Source organism: Pseudomonas putida (assembly GCF_002906855.1).
GTDB lineage: Bacteria > Pseudomonadota > Gammaproteobacteria > Pseudomonadales > Pseudomonadaceae > Aquipseudomonas > Aquipseudomonas putida_N.
Genome location: NZ_MINI01000028.1, coordinates 230,121 through 245,095, shown reverse-complemented (window position 1 = coordinate 245,095; position 14,975 = coordinate 230,121). Strand labels below are relative to the sequence as shown.

The window sequence follows — 14,975 nt, the reverse complement described above, 5'->3', positions numbered from 1 at the left end:
TCACCAGCAATGCCCGACGGCCCGCCTTTTGGCGGGCCGTTTCTTTTGTACGCAATACACACTCAGGTTTCCTGATGGCACGCCGATAGCATGGATACCCACAAAATCTGCATGGAAAGCCGAAGATGAACCCGATTGCTACCGTTCGTACCCTCCCCGTCCAGATTGCGCCTGCAGCGACTGCTCAGCTGGACGCAACCAGCCAAGCCGCCGGCACGTTGACCCGTGCCAGTACACAGGTGGTTCTCGGCCAGCAATCGATCAGCATGGGCAGCGACATCTACTCTGCCAAAGGTACCCTCGAGAGCTCATCCAGCCGCTACGTCTGGGAAACGCCAGGTGTCGACAAGCTCAGCCAGTACATGGCCGGCGTCGTGCAGTCGAGTTCGACCAGCACGCGCTTCCAGGGCCTGGGGGCAGCGCTGCTGGCGCAACTGGCCGCCAATGGCGGTGCGACCATTGCCCAATCCGGCTTGCTGATAAACGACGCATCTACGCCAAATGAGCTGATACTGGGCCTGCAGCAGTCGCGCCTACGCGAATACGCCAGCAACAGCATCACCTTCAACCTCACCACGGCCTCCGGCGCGACCGTGTCTCTGGGACTGTACAGCAGCGAGCAAGGCCTGGCCGTGGATGCACAGGTGCAGGGCGGCACGCTCAGTGCCAAGGAGCTTGATGGCCTGGCCGCGCTGGCCAGCAGCTTCCAGTCGGCTATCAACGGCCTGACCCAGGAACCGCCGAGCTTCCAGCTGGGCGCACTGGTCAAGCTCGACCCGAGCCTGTTCACCGGCCTGCAACTCGACGCGCAGCTGGTGACCAGCAGCGGCGAGCAGCAAGCCTTCGAACTGCGCCTGGACGACCAGACCCGTAGCCTGAAACTGCAGGGCCCCGGTGGTGAAGTGAAGATGAACTTCGACACTCAGGGCGGCGCGTTGCTGGGCAGCCAGGCCATGCGTCAGGCTGCAGTGGCCAACTACCTGAGCCAATTTGACGCCGCACAAGCGCGCGGCCACGGCGACGAACAGCTGATGAGCCTGTTCAAGGATGCTTTCAGCCAGCTCAACAGCGTCGACGACAACAACCGCCTGGCCAACTCGGCAACGGCCATGAACAAGAACAGCCGCCTGCTGCTCAGCGGCTTGGCCGACTTCAACGCATCGATCAGCCAGCCCACGCAGCAGCCCAACCCGGCGAAGCCGGACGAGCCAGATAGCTTCAACTACCAGGTTTCACAGTCGACCAGGATCAAGGGCGGCGCCAACCTGAGCGTGGAGCAGCAACAACAGGCCAACCTCAAGGCCGCCTGGCACGAAAGGTTCAAGCCACTGGTGGCCCTGCAACTGACCCGCGACAGCGAATCGCAGAACTACCGCTACCACGAAGTCAACGATCAGTCGAACAGCACTACTCGCCTGGGCTTGCGCAATGGCGTGCTGACCGACGCCAGTGTGTCGCAGCAGGCGACCCAGAAAGAGCGGGTTCGCACCTACCAGAATGGCATCGAGCTTTCGGACGTAGTCAACAATGCTTCCAGCAGCAAGGACCGTGACCTGCTGGGCTCCCTCGACGCATTGCTGCGCCAGGACCGTAAAGCACAGCGCATCGGTGCACAGTCCACGCTGGAGCAACAGCTGCTGGGCCTGAGCCAGCTGTGGTTGCTGCAGTCCAGCCCGACACTGATCAAGGATTGATAGCGTCGCCTTGTCGGATCTGCATGAGCCAATGATCCATTCGTGACTTCACGTCAAATGACCTTGGCCGTGCCCTGCCTTAATCGAACACGCTGAAACCCGCACACTGCTCCCCATTCGACGCTCGACCGCCACTGAGCGACTAGGCTCAGTCGGTTCGCCTTTCACTCTCCAGGAGCAGATTCATGAGCATTCCATCCTTCGGCCTCGGCACTTTCCGCCTGACCGGCCAAACCGTCATAGATTCGGTCAAGTCGGCGCTGGAACTGGGTTACCGGGTCATCGACACCGCGCAGATCTACAAGAACGAAGCCGACATCGGCCAGGCCATCGCCGAGAGCGGCGTGCCGCGCAGCGAGCTGTTCATCACCACCAAGATCTGGGTTGATAACTACGCCGCGGACAAGCTCATCCCCAGCCTGCGCGACAGCCTGCAGAAACTGCGCACCGACCATGTCGACCTGCTGCTGATCCATTGGCCGGCCCCGGGCAACGGCGTTGAACTGGTCGAATACATGACAGCCCTGGCTGAGGCCAAGAAGCTGGGCCTGACCCGTCAGATTGGCGTGTCCAATTTCAACATCGAGCTGACCAGGCAAGCCATCGCCGTGGTTGGCAAAGGCGAAATCGCCACCAACCAGATCGAACTCAGCCCATACCTGCAGAACAGCAAGCTGACCGCGTTCCTCAAGGAGCAAGGCATTACCATCACCTCCTACATGACCCTGGCTTATGGCAAGGTCCTGAAAGACCCGGTGCTGGCCGCGATCGCCAGCAAGCACAAGGCCACGGTCGCCCAAGTCGCCCTGGCCTGGGCCATGCAGTTGGGTTACGCGGTGATCCCGTCATCGACCAAGCGCGAGAACCTGGCCAGCAATCTGCTTGCCCAGAGCCTGCGCCTGGATGCCGACGACATGGCGCGCATTGCCGCGCTCGAACGCAATGGCCGCGAAGTCAGCCCCGCCAACCTGGCCCCGGCCTGGGACTGAGACATTGATAGCGGGGCTGCCTTGCAGCCCCCATGGCCCCCACCGGCCCCCAATGCACGCCGAACGACGGAATGATCACCGGCGCAACGCCGAAATGGTTCAACGGGATCTTGTCGTCATATTCGCCCTTGTAGCCCTCGATCAACCCCGCGCTCAGCTTGGCGTACACGGGATAGCGCTCGTGCTCCCAGACCTTGCCCAGATAGGCATAGTAGGAGCGTTGGGAGAACGAGTTCTTGAAGGTCGCCGCGCCCCACAGCAGGCCGTCGGTGTAGATGCGCTCGATGCCGATCAGCTCCTGGTGGTTGTTGTGCTCCGGGTCGTGGGTCCAGTGCTTGGTATAGGCGCTGGTCTGCACGTACCAATAATCCCCCTCGCGCTCGCCATCTTCGGCAATTGCGGCCAGACTCACTGCCAGCAGCCCGATCGCTGCAATTGACGTCCTGTTCATGCTCGATGCCTCGCTGGACAATCCAGTGACACTAGCCGGGCCCGCCCGATCGCGCCATAGGGAAAGTCCAGGGAGCAATGATGCCGATACGCCGTCTGCTGGTAGCTGTGGTACTGGTGGTACTGGCCCTGTTGGTCAGTGCGCTGTTCGCCCTGCGCATTACCGCGATTGCCGATTTCCAGCTGGAGCCGTGGCACACCTACGTGCCGGACGAGATGCCGGCCAGCGACATCGACCACGCCAGCTGGGGCGACTACCTCGCTGCCGAGCAACGCGTGCTCAACCAGGTCAACCGGGAAATGCGCGAGCAGCTGGCCAGCGAGCAGCCGTCCGCCTACAACCGCTTCGTAGCCGGCAGCCGGGTGTTTCCGGGCAATCTCAGCCATGACTGGAACCGCTCCTATATCAGCGAACCCAGCCAAACCGCCAAAGGCTCGGTGGTGCTGCTGCACGGTTTGACCGACTCGCCGTACAGCCTGCGCCATTTCGCCCGGCACTTTCAGGACCTGGGCTATGTGGTAGTCGCCCCACGCCTGCCCGGGCATGGCACAGTCCCGGCCGGCCTCACCGCTGCCCACTGGGAAGACTGGATGGCCGCCACCCGCCTGGCCGTGCGCGAAGCTACCCGCCGCGCCCCCGCAGGCACCCCGCTGTACATCGTCGGCTTCTCCAATGGCGGTGCATTGGCCGTCAAATACAGCCTCGACGCGCTGGAGGACCCGCACCTGGTCAAGCCCACCCATCTGGTGCTGATCTCGCCCATGATCGGCGTCAGTCGCTTTGCCCGCTTTGCCGGCATCGCCGGCCTGCCGGCGTTGTTCCCAGCGTTCGCCAAAGCCGCCTGGCTGAGCGTGCTGCCTGAGTTCAACCCTTTCAAGTACAACTCGTTCCCGGTCAATGCCGCGCGCCAGTCCTACGAACTGACCGAAGCCGTGCGCCAACAGCTGCTCGCGCAAACCCGCGAACCGCAGCGTCTGGCTACGCTGCCACCGGTTCTCACCTACCAATCGCTGGTTGATGGCACGGTCAGCACCGAAGCCATCCAGACCGATCTGTACGACCGCCTGCCCGCCAATGGCAGTGCGCTGGTTGTGTTCGACACCAATGGCTCGCTGGGTATCGATGACATGCTCAGGCCGTCGGTGGCGGCCCTGCGCGACAGGATGTTCAAACCCCAGGCCCGCCCCTATGCGCGCACCTTGATTGCGACCCGAGGCCTGGGCAATGCGCAGCTCAAGTCGACACATTTCGCGGCCCTGGCAACCACGGCTGACGAACAGATGCTGGATGCGGTGTATCCGCCCAGCCTGATCTCGCTGTCCCATGTGGCACTGCCCTTTCCCATCGATGATCCGCTTTATGGGCAGCAGCCTGATGGCCAGGAAAATTACGGGGTGAACCTGGGCAACTTGAACATGCGCGGGGAGCGTGGGGCGCTGATCGTGGATGCGGGGAGCTTTTCGCGGGCGACCTCGAATCCGTTTTTCAAGGTGATGCTCGACGGGCTGGATGGGGCGTTGCGGTTGCGCTGAGGGCCTGACTTAGGGCTTTTTGCGCCCGTGAAATCGAGCGCCGCGGGGGTGTCAGATTTTTTGTGTGCGGGCCGGTAACGGCCTGCCGTCAGGCATGCGCTTGATGCCCCCGCTTCCGCCCACTATTCCACCAAGCGCAGCAATGAAATGCCAAAGGCACGGATTCTCGGCTATGCCAGCGAGTACTACGCTACTCCCTGCCAACCACTCCCAGGAGCCACCCGATGTCCCGCCCTCCACTGCCTCCGTTCACCCACGAAACCGCCATCCAGAAGGTCCGCCTCGCCGAAGACGGCTGGAACAGCCGCGACGCTGCCAAAGTGGCACTGGCCTACACCGTCGATACTGCCTGGCGCAACCGCGTCGAATTCCCCCGTGGCCGCACCGAGGTCGAGGCGTTTCTGACCCGCAAATGGAACCACGAACTGGAATATCGCCTGATCAAGGAGCTGTGGGCCTTCACCGGTAACCGCATCGCCGTGCGCTATGCCTACGAATACCACGACGACAGCGGCCAGTGGTTCCGTGCCTATGGCAACGAGAACTGGGAATTTGCCGAAGATGGCCTGATGCAAAACCGCTTTTCCAGCATCAATGAACAGCCTATCAGCGAAGCAGAGCGCAAGTTCCACTGGCCGCTGGGCCGGCGCCCGGATGATCATCCGGGCCTGAGCGACCTGGGGCTCTGATCAGCCCACTGGCAAGCTGACCTTGACCTCCAGCCCGCCGCCTGGGCGATTGGCCAAGGTCACGCTGCCGCCTTGCTCCAGCACGATCGCGCGCACCGCCGGCAAGCCGAGCCCGACGCCACCGGTGTCGCGATTGCGCGAAACCTCAATACGGAAAAAGGGCGCGAACACACGCTCCTGCAATTCAGGCGCGATGCCCGGCCCACGATCCAGCACGGTGATTTCCAGTTGCTCGGCAGTGACCACCAGCCGCATTTCGGGCGCCAGGCCATACTTGACGGCGTTATCGACCAGGTTCACCAGCACCCGCTTGATACCCACCGGCCGGCCGACGTAGACGCAGCGCCGCGGCGCATCGAGCGCAACCTTTATACCCGCGTCCTTGAAGTCGTCCACCACCGTTTGCAGCATCTCGGCCAGGTCGAACGCCGTGCTCTGTTCGAGCCGCGCATCGTCGCGAAAGAACTCCAGTGCGGCATCGACCATGGTCTGCATTTCGTCGACATCCTTGAACAGCTTGGCCTGCAGTTCAGCGTCCTCGATGAACTCGCCGCGCAGGCGCATGCGCGTCAATGGCGCGCGCAGGTCATGGGAAATCGCCGCCAGCATCTGCGTGCGATCATTCACGAAGTGCTTGAGCTGCGCCTGGGTGGCATTGAAGGCGAGAATGGCCTGGCGCAGGTCATGGGGGCCGACTACCGGGATCGGCGGCGCATTGAAGTCCTTGCCGAAACGCCGTGCGCCTTCAGCGAAGCGCTCCAGCGGACGGGCCAGATAGCGCGTGGCGAACAGCGCGACCACCAGGCTGGAAAGCAGCATCAAGGTGAGGATGATCAGGTTGCGTGGCAGTTCGTCCAGGCCCCAGCTGCGGTCCGTGGCACGGTACAGCACCCAGCTCTTGTCACTCAATTCGATCATCAGCGCATAGCCGCGCGCCGGTTCATACTCCAGCAGGTCGGACGGCTCGAAGGCTTCGATCCGTGCCTCGGGCCGCTTCAACAAGGCACGCAGGGTTGGCGTGCCCTTGCGAGACTCGGCATCGACCAGCTCAGGCATTCCGGCTTCGTCATGGCTGCGCAACCAATGCACGGAGTAAGAGCCATCCCCTGCCGCGTTGGCAATGCTGGCGCGCTGCGCCACGGGCGCGGCATCGAGGATGCGGGTGACGGTGGCGACCTTCTCGATTACCCCGCTCTCCAGCAACGGCGGCAGTGCCCACACGCTCAGCAACAGGCTGAAAAGCCCTTTGAGCAGCAGCAGGATGAACATCGCCGTCAGGGTGGTCAGGGCAATCCAGCGGGCGATGGTGATGCGTGGCCGCGGCAGGGCCTTGTGCAGCTTGGCCAACAACTTCATCGCCTGACCACGGTGGCAGTGAACAGGTAACCGACATTGCGCAGGGTGCGGATCAGCGGTTCGGCGCCCGCCTCGCTCTCCAGCTTGCGCCGCAGCCGACTGACCTGCACGTCGATGCTACGGTCATAGGCTTCATAGGACTCACCCCTGGCCAGATCGAGCAACTGCTGGCGGCTGAGCACTCGCCGGGGATGCTCGGCGAACACCAGCAGCAGCTCGAATTCACCGTTGGACAGGGGGATCATCACCTGCTCCGGCGAGCGCAGTTCACGCCGCACCACATCCAGTTGCCAGCCGGAAAACTCCAGCAGCGTGCGCGGGGCGTCAGCCGCGCCGTCCGCTGCTTCGCCTGCCCGGCGCAACACCGCCCGCACCCGCGCCAGCAGCTCGCGGGCGGCAAATGGCTTGGTCAAGTAATCGTCGGCGCCCAGCTCCAGGCCGACCACGCGATCGCTCAGCTCGGCCATGGCGGTGAGCATGATCACCGCCACTTTGTGCTCGGCACGCAGGCGCTGGCACAGCACCAGGCCACTGTCACCCGGCAGCATTACATCGAGAATGACCAGGTCCGGCACCCTCCGCTCCAGGGCTTGCCAAAGCCCTTTGCCATCGCGGGCCACGTCGACCTCGTAGCCATGCTGGCGGAGAAACTTCTGCAGCAGATCGAGTACTTCGACATCATCGTCGACAATCAGCAAATGGCTCAAAACAGGCACCGAAAACAAAGGCAATTACCGTGTACTGTAAGGCCATCAGCGGGCTGCCGTCATATATTTCAACCCGGAAACAAAGTGTCAGCCGCGAGATAATTTGGACATTCCCAAGCAATCAAACCCCCGCAGCATCGGCGCCACTTCTTCACAGGAATGTGCCCATGCCTACCCCTTCCGCTGCCTGGTTATCTGCCCGCAACACGGTCCTGGCCTTGTCACTGCTGGCCGCCAGCGGCTGCAGCCAGCGCCCGCCGGCCACTGCCTGCGGCCCGGTCGCCTATCAACTCAGCGACCCGGCCGAACCTGCCAACCGCGCCGTGTTCGCCTTCAACCGCAGCGTCGACGATTACCTGCTGGCGCCGGTCGCCCGCGGCTATACCGCCTTGCCGAACTTCGCCCAGCAAGGCGTACACAACTTCGCCGCCAACTTCGGTGAGCCAAAGGTGTTCGCCAACGACCTGCTACAAGGCAACGGCGAGCGGGCGATGACCAGCCTGAGCCGCTTCATCTTCAACACCACCCTCGGCGTGGCTGGCCTGATCGATGTCTCCGGCAAGATGGGACTTGCCCGCCATGAGTCGGACTTCGGCCAGACCTTCGGTGTGTGGAACATCGCCGATGGCCCGATCGTCGAGTTGCCGCTGCTTGGCTCGCACAACCTGCGCGATGCGACGGGCCGGATACTGGGCCTGGCACTGGACCCGTTCGGCGACAACAGCGATACGGTCGAGACCCTGGGCACTGTGGCCCTGGCCGGTGGCATGGTGGATGGTCGAGCGCAGGTGTTACCGCTGACCGACAAACTGCGCACTCAGCCGGATTACTACCAGGCCGTGCGCGATTTCACCGCGCAACAGCGCGCCAACCGGGTGGTCGAGGGCCAGCTCGGCGCGCCAGGCAAGCGCCCGGGCCAGTGCCAGCGAGGGCCTGCCAGTGAATGATGCCGTGTCACTGTTCCGCCGCGTGGAGTGCGGGACCGAGCAGCCTGTACTGTTGCACGAGCTCGAAGCCCGCGTCTCGGAGGATGGGCGCGAACTGATTGTCAGCCGTTATCGGGAACGATATGCCGACGGTGGCGATACCCGGCGTCACGAGGTACATCGCCGCGTACCGATCGCCATGCTGTTGAAGTGGATGGCCAGAGCAGGCACGCCCCCCCAGCCATCCTGATGACGTTGCTCAGCGGGTCATCTTGCTCACTGCGGCCACCAGTATCGGAGCCAGCTCGGCATCAGTCATCGCCGGGCTGACCTGCATGTGCGCCAGGTCACTCCAGTCCATCGTCCAGTGCAATACCGGCTGCAGATCATTGCTTTCGACCACTGCAAAACCCTGCAGCTCGCCTACCGCATGCCAACGGCCATGGACCTTGAGCTCAGCGGGCGGCTTGCCGCCGGTCTCGGCGAAGCGGGCCATCACGGCGTTGCGGTTTTCCGGGGCAATGCTCCATTGAATGATGAAAAGCATATGGCACCTCCCAGTTGTTCGGCACCTGTGCCAGACACCCACCCCGGGGGCGCCGGGGCCTGGGGCGGGTGAATGCGCCATATTTAGGCATAGCAGGATGGACAGCCGGTTGCCTGGCTGGTTGTCGGAATCTGGAGGCCAGTACAGACCAAAGCCCGAAATGCCCGAATCGCGACAGTGAGTGCCTGTTCGGCGTGAGACAGGCATTGCCCGGCTGGATAACCTCCGTCGGGCAATGCCTTGCCACCACTCGAAAAAGAGCCTCGCCCATGACGACTCCTGCCGCCTCCTTGGCCCAACCCGCCACAGCCGCCGACCAACCCCAGGGCTTCCTGGTCAGGATCGTCGGTGCCGCCGCCTTCGCCCATTTGCTCAACGACCTGATCCAGGCCGTGCTGCCGTCGATCTACCCAATGCTCAAGAGTGACTTCTCGCTGAGTTTCGCCCAGATCGGCTGGATCGCCCTGATCTACCAGGTCACCGCCTCGCTGCTGCAGCCCTGGGTCGGCATGTACACCGACAAGCGCCCCATGCCGTACCTGCTGCCCACCGGCATGCTGTTCACCCTGGTCGGCATCGCCCTGCTCGCCTTCGCCAACAGCTACGAGATGCTGCTGTTCGCCGCTGCTGTGGTGGGTATCGGTTCGGCAACCTTCCACCCCGAAGCCTCACGGGTCGCGCGCATGGCCTCCGGCGGGCGCTTCGGCACCGCGCAGTCGACCTTCCAGGTCGGTGGCAACACCGGCTCGGCGATCGGCCCGCTGCTGACCGCCGCCATCGTCATCCCCCATGGCCAGCCCGCCATTGCCTGGTTCATGCTGGCGGCAGGGCTGGCGATCTTCGTGCTGCTGCGCGTTACCGGATGGACCATCCGCCACGGGCAGACCCAGCTCAAGGGCCTGGCAGGGCAACAGGCGCCCGGCCTTTCGAAAGGTGCCATGTGGCGCGCCGTGGGCGTGATTGCCGTGCTGATGTTCGCCAAGTTCGTCTACATTGCGTCTTTCACCAACTACTTCACCTTCTACCTGATCGAGCACTTCGGCCTGAGCGTGCAGCAAAGCCAGCTGTACCTGTTCGTGTTCCTCGCCGCCGTGGCCCTGGGCACCTTTGCCGGCGGGCCGGTCGGTGACCGTATCGGGCGCAAGGCAGTGATCTGGATCTCGTTCCTTGGCGTTGCCCCATTCGCCCTCGCCCTGCCCTACGCCAACCTGGCCTGGACCGCGGTGCTGGCGGTGGCCATCGGCCTGGTGATGTCGTCGGCCTTCGCCGCGCTGGTGGTGTACGCCCAGGAAGCCGTGCCTGGCCGCGTCGGCATGGTGTCGGGGGTGATGTTCGGCCTGATGTTCGGCATCAGCGGCATCGGTGCTGCGGGCCTTGGCGAGCTGGCCGACCTGCATGGCATCGAGTGGGTGTACCAAGTGATCTCGTTCCTGCCGCTGCTCGGCCTTGCCACCGCACTGCTGCCGGCAACCCGTTCGAAGGCGCGGCCCACCCGCTGCTGCTAACATGGCCACGCTTGTTGGACTGGACGAGAGCATCATGGTCAAACCCCAGCACGAACTGCTGATGGAGGTCGATGACTGGACCTGGGAGGTGGGCAGCCGGGCAACCGACTACCCGTCGGACTGGCACATCGCCCCCCACTCGCATGCCAAGCACCAGCTGATCTACGCCATCAAGGGCCTGATGCTGGTCGAGTCCGAGGCCGAGCGCTGGACCGTGCCGCCCAGCCGCGGCATATGGATGCCCTGCGGGCAGGTGCATGCCATTCGCTGCGTCGGTGACGTGAAGATGCGCAGCGTGTTCGTGCGCCCCGATGCGGCGTGCGGGCTGCCGCTGGAAAGCAAGGCCATCAGCATCTCGCCGCTGCTCAGTGAACTGATCAAGGCCTCGGTCGACTTTGCAGGGCCATTTGTCGAGGACTCGCGAGAGGCGCGGATCATGCGCCTGATCCTCGACGAGATCTGCGTGCTGCCGACCCTGCCGCTGAAACTGCTGCACCCCAGCGACAAACGCCTGCGGGCCATCTGTTCGGCCCTGCACGAGCGGCCCCACGACACCTCGACCGTGGCCGACTGGGGCGCGCACCTGGGCATAGACGAGAAGACCATCCAGCGCCTGTTCCGCAAGGAAACCGGCATGACCTTCGGCCAGTGGCGCCAGCAGGCGCGGCTGATGCAGGCACTGGAGCGCATCGCCCTGGGCGAGCGCATCATCGATGTTGCAGGCACGCTCGGCTATGACAGCCCCAGCGCCTTCGCCAGCATGTTCAAGCGCCAGTTCGGCATCACGCCAAGCCAGTTCTTCAAGTAGCCATGGCGCAACAGCGCTCGGCCACGCAGCTTGGATGGCGGTAGTAGACGTGACAATTACTACATAACGTTTCAGCCAAGGCTGAATCGCCTTGCCGCCTTACGCCTGCGCCAGAAACTGAAACTGTGCCGCAACACACGGCAAATTCGGCTATCGGGTAGATATCTGACTTAAATGACTTGAAACAGGTTGCAAGCCTATTTGTAGGACGTTTCTTCCAGGCTATGTAAGAAGAATCATGACTTCTGGATTTTCCTGTATGAAACCTCAGTTTCCGCAGGGTTTTATCGCTGCTACGGTCCATTTTTCCTACAACAGCATGGATGCAAATGGCACGAGAGAAACATGGATAAATACAATAAATCTGGCTTGGCCTTGCAGAAGAACTTACTCAACCTGCGCCGAGAGCGCGATCGCTTGAAAGCCGAGGGCAAGCACAAGGAAGCTGAACGGCTTGCGCAGGAAATTTCGCGGATCGAAGCCGTGGTGGCTGCGTTGCCAGAGGCGGCCAAACCGCCGACGCTGCAGTAGAAAAGCCAACGCCCCGTCAACACGGGGCGTTTTGCGCGTGCGCCAGCTCAGGCGCAGCGCTTGAGAATGGTCTTGATCGGGCGCCTCACCCGACGCTTCGATACTGCCTTTGGCTTGATCCAGCGACAGGCGTCGATTTCGTTGCAAGGGCGCGGTTTAGACGCGCTCTTTCGGGCCTCGAACAGGTAGTGGATGACCTTGTCTTCCCTGAACTCGGCGATGTAGCGCAACTCGTCGAAGGCCAGGCCTGTCTCTTCGACCATCTCGCGATGCGCCGCCTGCAACGGCGTTTCATCGTGTTCCACCGTGCCGCCAGGCAGGTTCCATTTGGCGTTGCGCTTGCGTACGAACAGCACCTCGCCATCCTTGCGGTAGATCACCGTGGCGCGAAGCTTGATGCCCTTGCGTCTGGCTGTAGCCGTGTCCATTGCCTTCATGCGCGCGCGATCCCATTCGGTTGATCGGTCAGGAGCCGTGCAAGGCTCCTGTCCCGACTGTAGGGGGGTAATGTGTCGATTGAATGACCATTACCAACGCGCGATGGTTCAGATGGCTGCCTTGCTGCGGACCGCCCGGGTCCCCGCCCCCAGGCAGGTCACGGCGAAGGCAACCAGCAACGCCGCAGTGCCCAGCAGGAAGATCAGTTGCTGGTTGGAGCCCTCCACCAGCAAGGCGATCAACGCTGGGGTCACCGCCGCAGCGCCCATCAAGGTGATGCTGACCAGCGGCGTGAGCTTGCCAGTCGGGTCATTGGTGGTGATCAGCGCCATGTAGTACGACAGCGACAGCACCCAGCCAAAGTTGATCAGCAGCAGCGCGACGAACAGCTGCATCGGCGTGCGGGTGTGACCGGTGAGCATGGCAATCGAGATGAACACCGCGACCAGCCCCACCGCGATCATCAGCTGACGGTTGACCCGCGCCCCCAGCAGGCTTGGCAGCCCTGCCCCTGGCAGGCCACCGATGGCCGACAGGCCGAACGCCCAGCCGATATCGACAGCGTCGATGCCCTGGTCACGCGCCAATTGATCGATGAAGCCCCACACGCAATAGATGGCGATCTGCATGAACAGCATGCCCACCAGCGCCGTGCGCCCCGTGCGCGCCGCCCCCCTTGGGCAGGCGAGCCTTCGCCGCTTGCCAGTGATACTGCCGGGCGACGCGGCAACACCAGGCTGGCGCCACAGATCAACAGGTACCACAGGCCGAATGCGCACAAGGCGGTCACCGTCCCGCTCTGCGCGGCAAGCATCGGCAAGGCTGCGGAAAACAGCGAGTACTCAGGGGTCTGCAGCAACAGCATCAGCCCGAACGAACGGTCCTGGTTGGGCAGGCGACCCAGCGTCGACACTGCATAGGCATACACCAGCCCGGCGCAGGTGCCGGCTGCCAGGCGCACGATCAGCAACACCGCATTGGTGCTGGCGAAGGCAGTGGCGACACTCAGGGCCACACACAGCGCACCGACCGACAGGCACAGGCTGCGCCCTGCGTGGCGCTTCATCAGGGTCGGGCATAGCAAGGTGCCCAGGGTCATGCCAATCATCTCGACCGACACCACCCAGCCTTGCTGGTCGAGCGACAGGCTCAGTTGCTCGGTGACCAACCCCATGAAAATGGGTTGCACGCCACAGACGATGAATGAAGTACAGGCAATGAAAATCAAGGCGGCACGCAGCAGCTTGGAATCATTGATCATGGGAGGACTCCGACACGGCATTTGTTTTTATTGTGGGTGTTGAGCAGCCCTGAAAGCGCCGTATCAGGCGGCCAGGCCGGTCACGCAGTGAATCCTGGGCCGAGTTCGAAAGCATTGGAAGTTAATTATCGGAATCCACTTCAGTGGACTTTTTAATGCAGGCCAACTGCATCAAGAAATGCACTGCGGTCGATCCTGATAATTAATTTGTGGGGGGCCTGGATCATCCCTACCGTATGGCGGTACACAAGCCTCGGAAAAAAGGCCCCCATCATGAACGACCGTGAGTTCATCAATGCCATCGACGCCGATGGCCACCCCCTGAATATCGCCGTGCGCGGCGGCCGCATCAGCCACATCGGCCCGCAACGCGCCAGCACCGCAGCCGGTGAAACCATCGACCTCGAAGGCCTGCTGGTGCTGCCTGGCTTCGTCGATGGCCACATCCACCTGGACAAGAGCTTCGTCGGCGACCGCTGGCGCCCGCACCAGCCCGTGGCCAGCCTGCGCGAACGCCTGGCCGTGGAGAAGCGCGAACTCGCCAGCGCCCCGCCGATCGTCGAGCGCGCCGAAGCGCTGATGCGCCAGGCCACCTCGTTCGGTACCCTGGCCATGCGCTGCCATGTCGACGTCGACGCCACCACCGGCCTGACCAACCTGAGCGCCATCCTCGAAGCCCGCGACAAGTGGAAAGACCTGATCGACATCGAGCTGGTGGCTTTCCCGCAAGCCGGTGTAGTGAGCTGCCCCGGCACTGCCGAAGTGATGGAAGCCGCCGTGCGCGAAGGCGTTCAGGTGGTTGGCGGCATCGACCCGACCACCTTGGACGGCGACGCCGAAGCCCAGCTTGATATCGTTTTCGGCATTGCCGACCGGCAGGGTGTGAAGGTCGATATCCACCTGCACGAACCGGGCGACATCTGCATCGCCCAGCTCGAGCGCATCGCCGCCCGTACCCAGGCACTGGGCATGCAGGGCCTGGTGGCGGTCAGCCACGCCTACGGCCTGGGTGATGTCACCGACACCGTGGTTGACCGCACTGCCGAGGTGCTGGCTACTGCTGGCGTGTCGATCATGACCAACGCCCCCGGCGAGCACGACTTCCCGCCCGTACTGCGCCTGCGCGCGGGTGGCGTGAGAGTATTTACCGGCAACGACAATATCCAGGACGCCTGGTGGCCCTACGGCAACGGCGACATGCTGCAACGGGCAATGCTGGTCAGCTACCGCTCCGGATTCAATACCGACGAGGAACTGCGGGTCGCGCTGGAGATGGCGACCGTGGCCAGTGCCGAGGTGATGGGCAAGCAGGATTACGGGTTGAAGGTGGGCAATGAAGCCAGCTTCATCCTGTTCAAGGCGCCAAATGCGGCGGCTGCGGTGGCGGCAGCCATCCATGAACGGGTGATCGTGCGCCACGGCGCGTTCTGGGGCGGGCCTGCGCAGTTGCAGTTGAAGGCTGCGCAGTTCGCCACTGAACTGCGTCGCTAGCGAGTTCTTTAGGGCCGCTTTGCGGTCCATCGCCGGCAAGCGCTGCTACG

17 protein-coding genes are annotated in these 14,975 nt (G+C 63.1%); 10 read left to right on the top strand and 7 right to left on the bottom strand.

The annotated features are described in order from the left end of the window. Nucleotides 1-125: 125 nt before the first annotated feature. Together BGP85_RS01415 and dkgB are read left to right on the top strand one after the other, a co-directional pair. Nucleotides 126-1,694, top strand: a complete 1,569-nt coding sequence (locus BGP85_RS01415; protein ID WP_103448034.1) for a hypothetical protein — start codon at nt 126-128, stop codon at nt 1,692-1,694. Nucleotides 1,695-1,879: 185 nt separating this feature from the next. Continuing rightward, complete coding sequence (gene dkgB / locus BGP85_RS01410; protein WP_103448035.1) at nt 1,880-2,683, top strand: 2,5-didehydrogluconate reductase DkgB; 804 nt, start codon at nt 1,880-1,882, stop codon at nt 2,681-2,683. On the opposite strand, the gene BGP85_RS01405 is transcribed toward dkgB, so the two are convergent. Next, nucleotides 2,649-3,134: a sn-glycerol-3-phosphate transporter gene (locus BGP85_RS01405; protein ID WP_103466428.1), complete on the bottom strand. Its 486-nt coding sequence runs from the start codon at nt 3,132-3,134 to the stop codon at nt 2,649-2,651. The genes dkgB and BGP85_RS01405 overlap by 35 nt on opposite strands. A gap of 80 nt (nt 3,135-3,214) precedes the next feature. Between BGP85_RS01405 and BGP85_RS01400 the strand changes: the two genes are divergently transcribed. Together BGP85_RS01400 and BGP85_RS01395 are read left to right on the top strand one after the other, a co-directional pair. Next, nucleotides 3,215-4,666 carry an alpha/beta hydrolase gene (locus BGP85_RS01400; protein WP_308450716.1) on the top strand — a complete coding sequence of 484 codons (1,452 nt, stop codon included), beginning with the start codon at nt 3,215-3,217 and terminating at the stop codon, nt 4,664-4,666. A 224-nt stretch (nt 4,667-4,890) separates the two neighbouring features. Continuing rightward, the gene (locus tag BGP85_RS01395; protein ID WP_103448037.1) at nt 4,891-5,355 is read left to right on the top strand and encodes a nuclear transport factor 2 family protein; all 465 of its coding nucleotides are present in this window, start codon (nt 4,891-4,893) and stop codon (nt 5,353-5,355) included. Here the strand turns inward: BGP85_RS01395 and BGP85_RS01390 are convergent, their stop codons facing one another. Next, nucleotides 5,356-6,711, bottom strand: a complete 1,356-nt coding sequence (locus BGP85_RS01390) for a sensor histidine kinase (protein ID WP_103448038.1) — start codon at nt 6,709-6,711, stop codon at nt 5,356-5,358. After that, entirely contained in the window at nt 6,708-7,418 is a 711-nt protein-coding gene (locus BGP85_RS01385; RefSeq protein WP_103448285.1) for a response regulator, read from the bottom strand. Before BGP85_RS01385 ends, BGP85_RS01390 begins: the two co-directional genes overlap by 4 nt. Before the next feature lie 167 nt (nt 7,419-7,585). Between BGP85_RS01385 and BGP85_RS01380 the strand changes: the two genes are divergently transcribed. Both BGP85_RS01380 and BGP85_RS01375 read left to right on the top strand, forming a co-directional pair. After that, nucleotides 7,586-8,365, top strand: a complete 780-nt coding sequence (locus BGP85_RS01380) for an MlaA family lipoprotein (protein WP_103448039.1) — start codon at nt 7,586-7,588, stop codon at nt 8,363-8,365. Then, complete coding sequence (locus tag BGP85_RS01375) at nt 8,358-8,594, top strand: hypothetical protein (RefSeq protein ID WP_103448040.1); 237 nt, start codon at nt 8,358-8,360, stop codon at nt 8,592-8,594. The genes BGP85_RS01380 and BGP85_RS01375 overlap by 8 nt, the downstream gene beginning before the upstream one ends. A gap of 9 nt (nt 8,595-8,603) precedes the next feature. Here BGP85_RS01375 and BGP85_RS01370 read toward each other — a convergent pair whose 3' ends face one another. After that, entirely contained in the window at nt 8,604-8,891 is a 288-nt protein-coding gene (locus BGP85_RS01370) for a DUF3303 domain-containing protein (protein WP_103448041.1), read from the bottom strand. A 269-nt stretch (nt 8,892-9,160) separates the two neighbouring features. Here BGP85_RS01370 and BGP85_RS01365 point away from each other — a divergent pair, with 269 nt between their 5' ends. The 3 genes from BGP85_RS01365 (at nt 9,161) to BGP85_RS01355 (ending at nt 11,735) form a co-directional block, all read left to right on the top strand. Further along, entirely contained in the window at nt 9,161-10,396 is a 1,236-nt protein-coding gene (locus tag BGP85_RS01365; RefSeq protein ID WP_103448042.1) for an MFS transporter, read from the top strand. 34 nt (nt 10,397-10,430) lie between these two features. Next, nucleotides 10,431-11,204, top strand: a complete 774-nt coding sequence (locus BGP85_RS01360) for an AraC family transcriptional regulator (RefSeq protein WP_103448286.1) — start codon at nt 10,431-10,433, stop codon at nt 11,202-11,204. 345 nt (nt 11,205-11,549) lie between these two features. Beyond that, entirely contained in the window at nt 11,550-11,735 is a 186-nt protein-coding gene (locus tag BGP85_RS01355) for a hypothetical protein (RefSeq protein ID WP_103448043.1), read from the top strand. A gap of 47 nt (nt 11,736-11,782) precedes the next feature. Here BGP85_RS01355 and BGP85_RS01350 read toward each other — a convergent pair whose 3' ends face one another. The 3 genes from BGP85_RS01350 to BGP85_RS01345 form a co-directional block, all read right to left on the bottom strand. Further along, on the bottom strand, nt 11,783-12,163 hold the full coding sequence (locus BGP85_RS01350) for an NUDIX domain-containing protein (RefSeq protein WP_258035876.1): 381 nt from the start codon (nt 12,161-12,163) through the stop codon (nt 11,783-11,785). Nucleotides 12,164-12,280: 117 nt separating this feature from the next. Continuing rightward, complete coding sequence (locus tag BGP85_RS29080; protein ID WP_258035877.1) at nt 12,281-12,637, bottom strand: hypothetical protein; 357 nt, start codon at nt 12,635-12,637, stop codon at nt 12,281-12,283. Beyond that, complete coding sequence (locus BGP85_RS01345; protein ID WP_258035878.1) at nt 12,637-13,434, bottom strand: MFS transporter; 798 nt, start codon at nt 13,432-13,434, stop codon at nt 12,637-12,639. Before BGP85_RS01345 ends, BGP85_RS29080 begins: the two co-directional genes overlap by 1 nt. 273 nt (nt 13,435-13,707) lie before the next feature. Here BGP85_RS01345 and BGP85_RS01340 point away from each other — a divergent pair, with 273 nt between their 5' ends. Next, nucleotides 13,708-14,925, top strand: coding sequence for an amidohydrolase family protein (locus BGP85_RS01340; protein WP_103448045.1), 1,218 nt, complete (start codon nt 13,708-13,710; stop codon nt 14,923-14,925). Nucleotides 14,926-14,975: the final 50 nt, after the last annotated feature.